General features: G+C 66.8%; 9 protein-coding genes. 5 read left to right on the forward strand and 4 right to left on the reverse strand.

The window, feature by feature from the left end; genetic code table 11:
* The first annotated feature begins 121 nt into the window (after window positions 1-121).
* Complete coding sequence (locus OIE13_RS16600; protein WP_326638700.1) at window positions 122-1357, forward strand: glycosyltransferase; 1236 nt, start codon at window positions 122-124, stop codon at window positions 1355-1357.
* 583 nt (window positions 1358-1940) lie between these two features.
* Here OIE13_RS16600 and rfbB read toward each other — a convergent pair.
* Window positions 1941-2921, reverse strand: a complete 981-nt coding sequence (gene rfbB, locus OIE13_RS16605) for a dTDP-glucose 4,6-dehydratase (RefSeq protein WP_442816056.1) — start codon at window positions 2919-2921, stop codon at window positions 1941-1943.
* A 260-nt stretch (window positions 2922-3181) separates the two neighbouring features.
* Here rfbB and OIE13_RS16610 point away from each other — a divergent pair, with 260 nt between their 5' ends.
* Entirely contained in the window at window positions 3182-4411 is a 1230-nt protein-coding gene (locus OIE13_RS16610) for a class I SAM-dependent methyltransferase (protein WP_326638696.1), read from the forward strand.
* Window positions 4412-4449: 38 nt separating this feature from the next.
* Window positions 4450-5388, forward strand: coding sequence for an NAD-dependent epimerase/dehydratase family protein (locus tag OIE13_RS16615; protein WP_326638694.1), 939 nt, complete (start codon window positions 4450-4452; stop codon window positions 5386-5388).
* Between the two features lie 104 nt (window positions 5389-5492).
* Here OIE13_RS16615 and OIE13_RS16620 read toward each other — a convergent pair whose 3' ends face one another.
* On the reverse strand, window positions 5493-6245 hold the full coding sequence (locus tag OIE13_RS16620) for a thioesterase II family protein (protein WP_326638692.1): 753 nt from the start codon (window positions 6243-6245) through the stop codon (window positions 5493-5495).
* A 365-nt stretch (window positions 6246-6610) separates the two neighbouring features.
* Between OIE13_RS16620 and OIE13_RS16625 the strand changes: the two genes are divergently transcribed.
* Both OIE13_RS16625 and OIE13_RS16630 read left to right on the forward strand, forming a co-directional pair.
* Window positions 6611-6793, forward strand: a complete 183-nt coding sequence (locus tag OIE13_RS16625; protein ID WP_326638689.1) for a hypothetical protein — start codon at window positions 6611-6613, stop codon at window positions 6791-6793.
* Window positions 6760-8529 (forward strand): ABC transporter ATP-binding protein, encoded by a 1770-nt coding sequence (locus OIE13_RS16630; RefSeq protein WP_326638687.1) that lies wholly within the window; start codon window positions 6760-6762, stop codon window positions 8527-8529. Before OIE13_RS16625 ends, OIE13_RS16630 begins: the two co-directional genes overlap by 34 nt.
* A 182-nt stretch (window positions 8530-8711) precedes the next feature.
* On the opposite strand, the gene OIE13_RS16635 is transcribed toward OIE13_RS16630, so the two are convergent.
* Window positions 8712-9692 carry an enoyl-CoA hydratase/isomerase family protein gene (locus tag OIE13_RS16635; RefSeq protein ID WP_326638686.1) on the reverse strand — a complete coding sequence of 327 codons (981 nt, stop codon included), beginning with the start codon at window positions 9690-9692 and terminating at the stop codon, window positions 8712-8714.
* 300 nt (window positions 9693-9992) lie between these two features.
* A complete protein-coding gene (locus OIE13_RS16640; protein ID WP_326830205.1) occupies window positions 9993-13967 on the reverse strand; it encodes a beta-ketoacyl synthase N-terminal-like domain-containing protein in 3975 nt (1324 codons plus the stop codon).
* Window positions 13968-13987 lie beyond the last annotated feature (20 nt).

The raw sequence follows: 13987 nt of genomic DNA on the forward strand, positions 1-13987 counted from the left end.
CAAGATCGCTGCTCGGGTCCGTCACACATGTCACTTCGGCAGCCGATCCAGGGAGGCAATCAAGAGTGGCCCCACCTCCGACCGCCACTGATCCGACCCTCGTAGATTCGGCTTTGATACGATGCGTGCCCTCATAGTAACCGTCGGCTCGGAGGGGGATATCCAGCCTTTTCTTGCCCTCGGAAAGCGTCTGCTCGCGGAGGGCCATGACGTTACGTTCTCGGCCTCCGACAGTTACGCAGCGCGCACCGACGCTGTCGGTGTTCCTTTCGTCGGCAGGCCGACTTGGAGTAAGACGGAATTCCAGGCGAACTACATCCGTGTCATCAACGAGAAGAACAAACTGCGGCAACTGACGGTCATGCTGGAATTCCTGGCGCAGGAGCAGCATGCCTCGGTACCGGAGCTGATGGCGCTGGCACCTGAGGCCGACATCGTCGTCCACTCGCCGCTGTCCATCGCCGCGGCCGCCGCGGCGCGTGCGGTCGGCACGCCCCACGTGAGCGTGCACCACACCTGGCCGCTGCACCGAGCGCGCGGCTATGGCCCGACCAATGTCAATCTCGGGCCCGCGGGCAACGCCCTCGCATGGTCGATCGTTGGCTCGGGGGTCAGGCGCGCGACCGACAAGCTTCTCAACCCCATCGTCGTCGCAGCCGGCCTTCCGCCCTGGCGCGACGTTCTCTTCGACGCGAGCCATTCGCGCCTGCTCAACTTCATCGCCATCAGCCCGCACATTCTCAAGCACGATCCGCTCTTCGACTCCACCTACCGCACCACGGGATACTGGTTTCTCGACGAACCGGAGTACGTACCCCCGGACGACCTCGCGGCGTTCATAGCCGACGAGCCGCCGATCGTGATCGGCTTTGGCTCGAATACCGGGTTTGACGCCCGCGCGGTCACAAAGCAGCTGCTTGAGGCGGTTCGCGGCCTGGGCCGGCGTGTCGTCCTGCAATCCGGCTGGGCCGGGCTCGGAGATCAGGAGCTGCCACCCAACATCTTTTTGGCAGACTTCGTCCCGCACGGGTGGCTCTATGCCCGCGCCGCGTGCGTCGTCCATCACGGGGGGGCCGGGACGACCGCGGCGGCGTTCCGGGCTGGTATCCCGCAGGCGGTCGTGTGGCTCCAAGGTGATCAGCTCCACTGGGGAAGGAAGATCGCGCAGCTCGGCGTCGGGCCTCCGCCTCGTCCCCACCGCGCTCTCAACACCGGCTGGTTGCGAGGCACGCTCGATCGTCTGCTCACCGACAACGGTATGGCCACCCGCGCTCGGGCGCTCGGCATCGCAATCCGTGAAGAAGACGGGGTGGGTATGGCGGTTCGCGCGATCGAGGAGGTGTCCGTGGCCACGTAAAAGCGGCTCAGGCACAGAGAGTGGTTTGGCGCTCTGGTCACAGCGCAGTGGGCCGCCGGTATGGCCACCCGGTCCGCTGTGGCCGGATCCCGCGGGAGAAGGATGAGCAGGCCGCCCATGTGCTCTCCAGGTCGGGCAGGACGGGATGAGGATCCTGCGGGCGGTCTTCGCCGACAGCGCGCCACCGCGGTTGCGGGATCTGCCAGGAGTACAGGTATCGCGGTAGGTGCGGGTCCAGCGGTATGGACCGGCGCGGACGGCAACCTGGCGTGGCGTGCTCCCAAGTCCAGCCGGGACCGGCAGACCCGTCGTGGTCGTCCCCGCCGATCCACCATCACCGCCCCGGAGACAGGCCAGGACATCGATGCCATCCCCACCGGATACGAAAACCGTACGGCGAGGCGCATGACCTCGCGCGATCGCGTTGTTGGCCGTGGTCACGGACCGTGGTGCAGAGATACTGACCGAAGTCACCGAGAGTACCCACATGTCCCCGTGCGGCGGACCGTCAGAAAACGCACCACCGCGCGGAGGTTCTGCACCACGGCCCGCGAACCGTCACCTGGACTTCCGCCCGCGACCACTACGCGTCAAGAGCTGCCCACCAGGATCGATTCTCCCGGTACCAGGCGATGGTGCCCGCGAGACCTTCTCTGAAATCGATCATGGGTTCGAACCCGATCTCCTCGGTTATCTTCCCGTAGTCGATCGAGTACCGGTGGTCCTGAACCCGCCGGTCTGCCACATAGCGGACTCGGTCCCAATCGGCCCCGGCCAGTTCGAGCAGAAGGCCGGTCAGCTCACGGTTGGTGAGTTCTATCCCGCCGCCGATGTTGTAGATCTCGCCGGCGCGGCCCTTGTCAAAGACCATGGAAATGCCGCGGCAGTGGTCGTCGACGTTCAGCCATTCGCGGACGGCGCCGCCGTCGCCGTGCAGCGTGAGGTCACGCCCCTGGAGCAGGCGGGTGACGAAGCGGGGAATGATCTTCTCCGGATGCTGCCGGGGTCCATAGTTGTTGGAGCATCGGGTGATCGACAGGTCCAGGCCGTAAGTGCGCCAGTGCGATCGAGCGAGGCAATCGCTGGCCGCCTTCGACGCCGAGTACGGGTTGTTGGGCTCAAGCCGGAACTGTTCCGTCCATGACCCCTTATCGATCGACCCGTACACCTCGTCGGTGGACACGTGCACGACGCGCTGAATTCCACTCATCCCGCATTGTTCGAGAAGGCGGTGGGTGCCCATCACGTTGGCCCACACGAACGGTTCCGCGTCATTCACCGCCCTGTCGACGTGCGACTCGGCAGCGAAATGCACGACTCCGTCGTGTCCTGGCAGGAGATCGGCCAGCAGCTCCCGGTCGCAGATGTCGCCGCGCACGAAGGTCAACCTCGGATGCGCCTCGGGCAGGTTCTCCGTCCTGCCGGCGTAGGTCAACTTGTCCAGAACGGTGACTCGAGTGTCCTCGTGGCCGGGATATCGGCCGTCCAACATTGACCGTACGAAATGGGATCCGATGAACCCAGCTCCGCCAGTAACCAGGATTCGCATCTGATACTCCTTCATCCGCGTTACCTGCCTCGCCTCTGGCGGACAACTCGGACGGAAACACGGTGTCGGCGATCATGTAATTCCCCTAGATCAAGGGGTTTCGTTCAGGTGATTGTGCCTCAGCCGATCAGGTAATTCCCCTAGTGTTGGCGGCCGTAAGCTCCGAGCGCCAGCTGATCGAGGACTTGTCGTGAGCTGTCGAAATGCCTTCCGGCAGATCGAGCGCGGTGGCCACGGCGGCTGGGCAACCCGACAGGTGGAGGGAGAGAACGCTGATGGACACCACCAGCCGATGCCTGGTGTGCGGGACCGACCGTCTGGAACGAGTGGTCTCGCTCACCCCGACTCCGCCCGCCAACGACATCGCGCCCACGGCCGAGGCGGCCCGATCTCAGGACCGGTACCCGTTGGACCTCGTGCGCTGCGCCGGGTGCGGCCTGGTCCAGCTGGTGGACGTCATCCCCCGATCGGTACTGTTCGCCGACTACCGGTACGCCACGGGTGCCGCTCCTGCCCTCGTCGACCACTGCCGTGCGCTGGCCACCCGGGTCACGGATCGACTGGGGCTGGCCGCCGGGGCGAAGGTGCTCGAAATCGGCTCGAACGACGGCACGCAGCTGAGCTTCTTCGCCGAGCGCGGCATGCGGGTGCTCGGTGTCGACCCGGCGGTCGAACTGGGGGTCTACGCGCAGGAGCAGGGAATTCCGACGCTGACCACGCATTTCGGTGTGGAATCGACCGAGAAGATATTGAGTGACATCGGACCCGTTGACGCGGTGTTGGGCAGCAATGTGCTCGCCCATGTCAACGACGTGAACGGAGTTCTCCGCGCGACCCGCCTGCTCCTCAAACCGGGTGGCTGCGCCGTCATCGAGGTCGCACACGTCCTGCCGATGGTCCAGCACGGTATCTTCGAGTTCGTCTACCACGAGCACCTTTCTTACTTCTCCCTGCATGTGCTGGCACAGGCGGCCAAGGCGAACGGGCTCGCGGTGTTCGACGCCGAACTCATCCCGACCCAGGGAGGCTCATTGCGGTGCTGGATAGGCCGCGATGACGATGCCCGCCCTTCGACGGCCGGATTCGACCGGATCCTGCAGGCCGAGGTCGACGCGGGGGTGCCCGACGGCAGTTTTCTCGACGGCTTCGCGGATCGCATCGACCGGGTCTGCACGACCCTCAACGACGTGCTGAGCGGTCTGTCGAAAGTCGGTCGGCAAATCTGCGGGTACGGTGCGTCGGCGCGGGCCGTCACCCTGCTCTCCCAGGCCGGAGTGGGCGGTGAGATCGCCTGGATCGTCGACGACAACCCACGTAAGGTGGGCAAGTTCACGCCGGGCGACGGTATCCCCATTGTGAGCTCCGAGCGGCTGGCCGCGAACGCGGCCGACTACTGCGTGCTGTTCGCCTGGAACTTCGAGGCCAGCATCCGCGCCCGGTCGGCGGCGTTCACGGCAGCCGGCGGCGCGTTCGTCGTGCCGTTCCCGGAGCTGTCCATCAGTTGAAGTGGTTAAAACGGCCGCGAACCGCTGGAGGAACTGACGTGCACGTCCTGGTCACTGGAGGCCTGGGCTATCTCGGCCATGCGGTCACCCACGATCTTCTTGCCGCCGGTCACCGGGTCACCGTCCTGACCCGGGGCCACCCGGACGCGGGGCGGCACGCCGGCGTCGGCCTGGTGGAAGGCGATATCCGGGACCGCGCCCGAATCCGGGAAATAGTCGCCGCCGGGCGCTTCGACGCGGTATGCCACCTCGCCGCAGTGTCCCGAGGGCGTGACTCGTTCGCCGACCCGCTGACGTACTACGACGTAAATGTGGTTGGCACCCTCAACCTCCTCATGGCGCTCGACAACATCCGTGAATCGGTGCCGTCGGCTCGATTCGTGTTCGCATCGACCGACAAGGTTTACGGCTCGCAGCACGTCGGTGCCCTGGGCGAGGATCTGGAGCCCCACCCGGAAAGCCCCTACGCGGCATCGAAGGTCAGTGCGGAGCAGCTCGTCGCGGCGTACGCCGCCACTGGAGCGATTGGCGCAGTCACGCTGCGGTGCTTCAACATCGCCGGGGCGGCCAATGGGCGCACCGACACCGACACCGCGCGTATCATCCCGAATGTATTCCGCGCGCTCACCGGCGAGTTGCCGTACATCACACTCAACGGCGACGGATCCGCGGTCCGCGACTTCGTCCACATCCTCGACGTGGCGACAGCGGTGCGGCTATCGCTCGCCGCCGTGAAGGCAGGCGAGCACCGCGTCTACAACATAGGTAGCGGCACCGCGTCCAGCATGGCGCAGGTCGTGGCGGCAGCGGAAGCTGTCACCGGCCTCCCGGTACCGGTCCGAAAGGTGCCCCCCAAGCGGGAACCGCAGACCCTCACGGCCGACAACAGCCGCGCGGTGAAAGAACTCGGATGGCTTCCCGAGCGATCAGGCCTTACCGAGCTGATCGCCGACGCATGGAGCACCTGGCACGCCTGACGATGCGGTTCGGGGATGGCGATACGGACAGCCGTGCGGTCGAGGCTCGGGTTCAGGGTCAGCCCGTGCCTGCCATACGTCGTCGGCAGGCACGGGCGCCCGCGCTACGCCCCGAGTTCCCGGGCGATCTCCTCGTTCACCGCCTGCTGATGCCGGGTGAGGAAGAAGTGACCGCCGGAGAACACCCTGATACGGAACCGCCCCGCGGTATGCCGACTCCAGGCCTCCGCCTCCTCGACCGTCGTCCTCGGATCGGCGTCCCCGGTCAGCACGGTGATCGAACCACTCATGCTCCGCTCCGGATCTCCGCGATAGGTCTCGATCGCACGATAGTCACCTCGCAGCGCGGGCAACGCCATCCGCAGGATCTCCTCATCGCCGAGCAACCCCGCATCCGTGCCGTTCAGCAGCTTGAGCTCGGCGACGATACCGTCGTCATCACGCCGGTGCACCGACTCGTCCCGCCAGGTGGACGGCCCGCGACGTCCCGAGGCGATCAGCGTGTGGGGCGCGTTGACACCCTTCCGCTCAAGCCGGCAGGCCACCTCGAAGCCGATCACCGACCCCATGCTGTGACCGAAGAAGACCGTCGGCTTCTCCGACAACGTGACCAGCTCGTCGACGATCCGATCCGCCAGGATGCCGATGTCGGTGATACACGGCTCCCGCAACCGATCCTGCCGCCCGGGATACTGAACGGCCACCACATCGGCATCCGGCGAGAACCTGGCCGAGACCGGACGGAAGAAACTGGCCGATCCACCCGCGTGCGGAAAGCACACCAGGCGCTTACCCGCCCCCGCCGCCGGATGATAGCGACGGACCCAAGCGGTGCTGACGTCGTCCGCGGTACTCACGATCCGTTGCCCCTTCATCGCGCCGAATGCCACTCGGACCAGTGAACCCCGGCAACGACTCGCAAAACCACTAGAAGCTGCGCCGGGAGCCCCGGCCCGAGGCCGCCAAACGGTCCATACGCTACGGACTCCAGTGATTTCCTGGTCTTTCGACATCTAATGTCACTATTGGCCATGGGCGGCGAGAGGGATTTTCATGATCACAACCCGTGGACCGGCACGCAGTTTTCACGTGGACGGTCAGCGGATCGACGCGGTCAACGGTGTCGACATCGATGTGAACGCCCCCTTGGGTGGTCAACGTACGTTGACCTAATGAATGGGGAACTCGTGGCTCTGGTGACCGAGCAGAAGGGGACGACCCTTTGCGTGCGCTACGCGCCGCCGAGTTGCGCCGCCAGATCGATCGGCTGGCCACCGTCCAGGTGCGCCGGGTACGCGTACAGGGGATGTCATGGCTGCAGATAGCGGAGGCCCTCGGGGTCAGCAAGCAGGCGGTACACAAGCGCTTCGGATGGAGGAGGTTCTTCGCGGGCGGGTGCGACTGAGCGGCCTGGGCAGGCGGAGCTCGTGGCGGCTGCTGTTCGACCTGGTCCGCCCGCACAAGCGCGTGCTGCTGCTGGGTGGCGTGTTCACTTTGGTGGGCAGCTTCGCCGGGCTGGCGATGCCGATCCTCGCCAAGGGCGTGATCGACACCTTCGGGAAGGGGGGCGACCTCGTCGGCCCGGTGCTCGGGCTGTCGGTGGCGGTCCTGGTGGCGGCCCTGATCTTGGCGGTGGGGCGCTTCCTGCTCGAGCGGATGGGCGAGGGAATCGTGCTGGCCTCGCGCATGAGCCTCGTTGATCGCATCCTGCGGCTCAAGGTGGCCGACGTGGACCGGCTCAAGCCGGGGGACCTGCTCTCCCGGGTCAGCTCCGACACCACGCTGCTGCGCGCCGTCTGCACGGAGGCGCTGGCCAGCTCGGTGAACGCGATCTTCATGTTCCTGGGTGCAGTGGTGCTGATGGCCATCATCGACGGCCTGCTCCTCATGGTCACGCTTGTGGTGGTCGCCCTGATCAGCCTCATAGCGGCGTCGATCGTGCCGCGCATCGGCCGGGCGTCGCTCCAGGCCCAGGTGGCCCTGGGCGAGATGAGCTCCGTGCTCGACCGCGCTCTCCAGGCGTTCCGCACGGTCAAGGCCAGCGGGGCCGAGTCACGCGAGATCGCGGTGGTGGGCGCTGCGGCCGCCGAGGCACGTGACCGCGGCGTGGCCGCCGCCGCGTGGACCTCGGTCACGAGCGTCGGCACCTGGATGTCCACCCAGCTGGCGTTCCTCGCCGTGCTTGGAGTGGGCGGCGCGCGCGTCGCCGACGGGTCGATGGAGATCTCGTCGCTGGTCGCGTTCCTTCTTTACCTGTTCTACCTGGTGTCCCCAATCGGGACGCTGATCCAGAACCTCACCCAGATGCAGAACGGCCTGGCCGCGATAACCCGCATCCAGGAGATCTCCAAGCTTCCGTCCGAGCCACCCACCCCCGAGACGCGGGAGCCGGAGACCGGTGACCCCGTCGGCCTCGTCTTCAGCGGCGTGGTCTTCCGGTACGGCGAAGACCGGCCGATCATCCACAACCAGGTGAACTTCGAGGTGCCCGCGGGTGGCATGACGGCCCTGGTCGGCCCTTCGGGAGCCGGCAAGTCCACGGTCTTCGGGCTCATCGAACGGTTCTACGAGCCACAGGCCGGGACGATCCTCATCGGTGGCCGAGACATCCGCGAGTGGCCACTGGGCGAGCTGCGCGCTTCGCTCGGCTACGTGGAGCAGGACGCCCCCGTCCTCGCCGGCACATTCCGGGAGAACCTCGTCTTCGGGGCGCCTGGCGCTACCGAGGAGGAGATCGCCTACGCCCTGACCCGCACCCGCCTGGACGATCTGGTCGCCCGCCTGCCCGAAGGCCTCAATACACCTGTCGGCCACCGCGGCGTCCTGCTCTCGGGCGGGGAGCGCCAGCGGGTGGCCATCGCCAGGGCGCTGCTCCGCAGACCCCGTTTGCTGCTGCTCGACGAGGCCACCTCGCAGCTCGACGCCGTGAACGAGCTGCGCCTGCGCGAGGTGGTGGCCGAGGTGGCGCGGGAGACCACGGTCCTGGTCATAGCCCATCGGCTGTCCACCGTCACCGGCGCCAACCGGATCATCCTCATGGAGGCAGGCCGGGTCCGCGCCTACGGCACTCATGACGAGCTGGTCGACGCCGACGACCTCTACCGCGAGCTTGCCGCGACCCAGTTCCTCGTCACATCCTGATGCTCCGGGGAGCCGGCGTGGTGCCATAAGACCGGCGTCCGCACGCATCCCCGCAATCTGGCACTTCACCCTCAAGATCGAAGCGCCCGATAACCGTGATGTCACTCTGGTGGGGCACTCGAACCTTCAATCGCGAGATCCGCTGACCGTGCTTTCCCCGCCGCGGCGGGGGAAAGCACCGATCATGGCGGCGTCGGTCCGCGCACAGGAACGTTCATGTCGAGCGCGGTGCCCTCGATCCAGGGTTCCGGCTGCGTCAGGAACACCGAGTCGCCGTCGGTGCCCTCCTGCATCTGCACCCACCGCCGCATAGCGGCCTGGGTGGTCGGTGATGACATGCTCATCAATGCGGCGATGGCCTCTTGGGTAAGACCGGCCCGGGCCGAGGTGGAATGGGCGTCATTGAAGATCCGCTTCTGCAGGGCCACCGCCTTCCGCGGCCGCCTGGCATAGCGCTCCGCCATCCGCTGGACCGTGTCCAGCAGATCCTCGGCCGGCACCACCCGGTTCACCAAACCCAGCTCCAGAGCCTCCTGCGGTGCGTAGAAACGCGCTTCGAGCATCATCTCCAAAGCGCGGGACGGCCCGACGAGCTGGACGAGTCGCTGCCCGCCCAGGGAGGTGGTCAGCCCCACCGACAGTTCGGGCAGGCCGAAACAGGCATCACGGTCAGCCGATACGCGCATGTCAAAGAAGACCGACATCTCCAGGCCACCGCCGCCGCACGGCCCGTTCACCGCGGCGATCCACACCGCCGGGGAATACATCAACCGCAGCGCCGTGTCATGGAACCGGGTTACCGTAAGCAGTTCTTTGAGCGAGGAACGGGCGACCAGACGTTCACCCGCCCAGCCAGTCATGGCCCGCACACTCCGGTACAGGTTCTGAGCGACCGCATGGGAAATCTCCGGCGTGCCATCCGCCTGCGAAGACATGTGGGCGATGTCGAAGTGCGTGATGAACCGGCCGGGCCGCGCGCCGGTGACGACGACCGCGCCGACCGAAACGTCGTGCTCCACCGCCTCGACGAGCCGGATGAAGTCCCGTTGCATCGGCAAGGTCATGTAGTTGAACGGCGGGGCGTCCACCCACGCCGTCAGCACCCGGCCCGACTGCTCAAGCCGCAACGTGGACAGTTCGAGACCCGCTGCGCCGCCATCCACCGGCCGACGATCCGTCTGTTCTTCACTGGGCTCTTTACTGGGCCGAGCTGCACGATCCATTGGTCTGACAAGCCCTCCTGCCGCACGTATCGCGCCATCCGGCGAGTTCCCGAGCGATCTCTTCGTTCACTACCTGCCGATGTCCGGTAAGGAAGAAGTGGCCACCGGGATCAGCTCATCGACGATCCTGTCGGCCAGGATGCCGAGGTCGTCGATTCGCCGTGCCGATGCCACGGGACACAGTGAACCGCAGAAGCGACTCGCAAAATCACTAGTGGCCACCAGTGTCTTTCGCGACGGTCAGTGCGCCAATCGGAACCAGTCGTCGATCAGCCGGGCCGTGTCCGCTGCCTTCTCGGCGAGCATCGAAAAGTGGTTCGCCTCGATCGTCCGTACGGCATGCGACGGGTCGAACGGCGTCGCCCGCCAGTAATCCGATTCGGGTTCGACGTCAGAGAACGGCTCGGTGCACTGCACGAACAGCACCGGCGCATTCACATCCACCAGTTTAATGTCGGACATAATGGCAGACCAATATCCCATAGCGGACAGTCGTGCACTGTTGAACTCGCCGAAAACCGTCTCCATCTGCAAGATGTACTGCAGCACCTGCTCGGACAGCATCTGAGAATCGCCACCTGCTCGGGGGGGGAAGGAATCCATCATCACCACCGCCTCCGGGGAGATCCCTGACTTCTCCAGTACACCGGCTGCGCCGTAAGCGAGAATGCCGCCGGCCGAATGACCGATGAGCGTGAACGGTTCCCCCGCACTGGCCTGCACGATGCTTTCCGCGATGCTTTCGAGGGCGATGTCGATCGTGGCGGGCAGGCCCTCACCGAAGGCGTAGCCGAGCAGGGGAAGCGCCGAGACGTGTCTTTCCCCGCGGAAGTGCGCGGCGAACCGAGCATATTGATGAACGCCACCGGTCACCGTGGACGAACTCACGCAGATCAAGCGAGGCCGAGCCGCGCCACTGGCCAATGTCACCGGTTGAGGGATTTCCCGCAGGTCGACAGGTGCGTCGTAGATGGGCCGGGTCCGCGCCACGGCATAAAGCAGTCCGAACGCCTCCTGCGCTTTCCCGGAGCGGAAAGCGCCGCGGAACAACTCTGCCAAGGTGTCGTCCACCTGGGCCGCCGAGGTCGCAGTCGCCTGGCCGGCATTCATCCGGGTGACGAGTTCATGCCGCAGCCAACGGGCGAGGCCAGTGGAATTCTTGTTCTCGAACACCGCCATCAGCGGGAATTCCCAACCAACCGCCCTGGCAAGGGAGTTACGCAATTCGGCCGCGGTGAACGAGTCGAAGCCCAGCTCGAAGAAATCACGTTCGAGATCGACGGCCGAGGAGTCGCCGTGGCCGAGAATGGCAGCCGCATGATGCTGCACCAGTTCCTGCAGCCCCTCGTCCTGCTGTGCTCCACTAAGCCCGCGCAACCGATCCCACGCCGTGTCGGCCTCGGGTATCGACACGGCCAGACCCGCCGCGGCAGCCAGCAGCGGGGGATCCGCCGCCGCCACGTCCCCCGTACGGGAACCGGTCGCCTCGGGCCAGAAGCGTCGGCGCTGGAAAGCGTACGTCGGCAACTTGACCTGGCGCCCGCCTGGAAGCACCGCTCGCCAATCCACCGGCACCCCGCGCACGTGCAGCTTGGCCAGCGCCGTCATCGCGGCAGTCTGTTCATCACGGTCCTTGCGCAGTACCGGCACCAGCACCACGTCCGCCCCTGCCACGAGGGTGTCTCCCGCCATGGCGGTGAGCACCCCGTCGGGGCCCAGCTCCAGATACGCCCGTACGCCCTGCGCACGCAGGGTGCGGATGCCGTCGGCGAAGCGGACCGTGCCACGCACCTGATCCACCCAGTAGTCCGGCGAGCACAACTGCTCGGCCGTGGCCGCCTGCCCGGTCAGGGTGGACACGATCGGAACCCTCGGCGCGCCGTAGGTGAGCCTGCTCGCCAGCGTGCGGAAGTCCGCCAGCATCGGCTCCATCAACGGCGAATGGAACGCATGCGACACCCGCAACCGCTTCGTTCTGATGCCCCGCCCCTCCAACGCCGCGGCGACCTCAAGGACCGGCTGCTCGACCCCGGAGATCACCACCGAGACCGGGCCGTTCACCGCCGCGACCGACACCTCCTTCTCCCGCCCGGCCAGCAGGGCGGCGACCTCCTCCTCAGAGGCCTGCACCGCCACCATCGCCCCACCGGAGGGAAGTGCCTGCATCAACCGCGCCCGGCCCGCCACCAACGCACACGCATCACTCAGGGACAACACCCCGGCCACATGCGCCGCGGTGATCTCCCCGATCGAATGCCCGGCCAGCACACCCGGCCGCACCCCCCACGAGGACACCAGCCGGAACAACGCCGTCTCCACCGCGAACAACGCCGGCTGCGCCCACCCGGTCCGATCCAGCAACCCCGCCTCCGCCTGCGCACTGCCCGGCTCGGCGAACAGCACCTCGCGCAGCGAACCGTCCAGCATCGGGTCCAGCTCGGCGATCACCGCATCCAACGCCGCCGCGAACACCGGGAACCGCGCATACAGCTCCCGGCCCATCCCCGCCCGCTGACTGCCCTGACCGGTGAACAGGAACGCGAGCCGCGGCTCCGCCCCGGCCACCCCGCGCACCACACCCGCACCCGGACCGTCCTCGGCCAGCGCACCCAGCCCGGCCAGCACACCCTCACGATCGGCGGCCAGCACCACGGCCCGATGCTCGAACGCCGACCGCGTCGTGGCCAGCGAGAACGCCGCATCGGCCAGCCCCAGACCAGGCTCGCCGGCCATGTACGACGCCAGGCGCTCAGCCTGCGCCCGCAATGCCTGACCTGTCTTCGCCGACACCAGCACCGGCAGCACACCCGCGGCAGGAGCCCGGTCCTGAGGAGTGTCTTCTTCCGGCGTTTCCGGCCCTTGTTCGAGGATCACGTGCGCGTTGGTGCCGCTGATCCCGAACGACGACACCCCCGCCCGCCGCGGACGACCGGTCCGCGGCCACTCCGCCGGCTCGGTCAGCAGCTCCACCGCACCCGCCGACCAGTCCACATGCGACGAGGGCGCATCCACGTGCAGCGTCTTGGGCAGCACACCGTGCCGCATCGCCAGCACCATCTTGATCACACCCGCCACTCCGGCCGCGGCCTGGGTGTGACCGAGGTTCGACTTGATCGAGCCCAGCAGCAGCGGCCGGTCGGCTTCACGGTCCTTGCCGTACGTGGCCAGCAGCGCCTGGGCCTCGATCGGGTCACCCAGGATCGTGCCGGTGCCGTGTGCCTCGACCGCGTCCACCTCGGACGGCGACAACCCCGCGCCGGCCAGCGCCTGACGGATCACCCGCTGCTGCGACGGGCCGTTCGGCGCGGTCAGGCCGTTGGACGCACCATCCTGGTTGATCGCCGACCCACGCACGACCGCCAGCACCTGGTGGCCGTTGCGGCGTGCGTCCGACAACCGTTCCAGCACCAGCATGCCCATGCCCTCGGACCAGCTGGTGCCGTCCGCGGTGTCGGCGAACGCCTTGCACCGACCATCGGACGCCAACCCGCTCTCCGTACCAAAGCCGAAGAGCCCGAACGGGGTGGTCATCACCTTGACACCGCCTGCCAGCGCCAGGCTGCACTCGCCCGAGCGCAGCGCCTGCACCGCCAGGTGCATGGCGACCAAGGACGACGAGCATGCGGTGTCGACCGTCATAGTCGGGCCCTCCAGGCCCAGGGTGTAGGACAGGCGGCCCGACAGCACGCTGGCCGTTGCACCGGTGAGGACATAGTTCGCCATGTCTGTCCCGGTTTGCAGACACAGATGCCCGTAGTCCTGGCCGTTGGTGCCCACGAACACCCCGGTGGAGCTGCCCTTCAGCGAGACCGGGTCGATCCCGGCCCGCTCGACCGCCTCCCACACCCCTTCCAGCAGCAGCCGCTGCTGCGGATCCATCGCCAAAGCCTCACGCGGCGAGATCCTGAAGAACCCCGCGTCAAACCCCGCCACATCGGACAGGAACCCGCCCTGACACTCCAGGCCCATCATCAACATCGCCTCCTCCTCCCAGCCCCGATCGGCCGGGAACGAAGAGATCGCGTCCTGTCCCTCGGACAGCAACCGCCACAGATCCTCAGGAGAGTCGACCCCGCCCGGATAGCGGCATGACATCGACACAATGGCGATCGGCTCGTGCCTGCCCGACTCCACCTCTTCGAGCCGCCGGCGGGTCTCGTGCAAATCGGCGGTGACCCACTTCAGGTACTCGACGAGCTTCCGGTCTTCGGACATGAGAATGGCCCTTCAGTATT

This window comes from Streptosporangium sp. NBC_01810 (assembly GCF_035917355.1).
In the GTDB taxonomy this organism is placed as follows: domain Bacteria; phylum Actinomycetota; class Actinomycetes; order Streptosporangiales; family Streptosporangiaceae; genus Streptosporangium.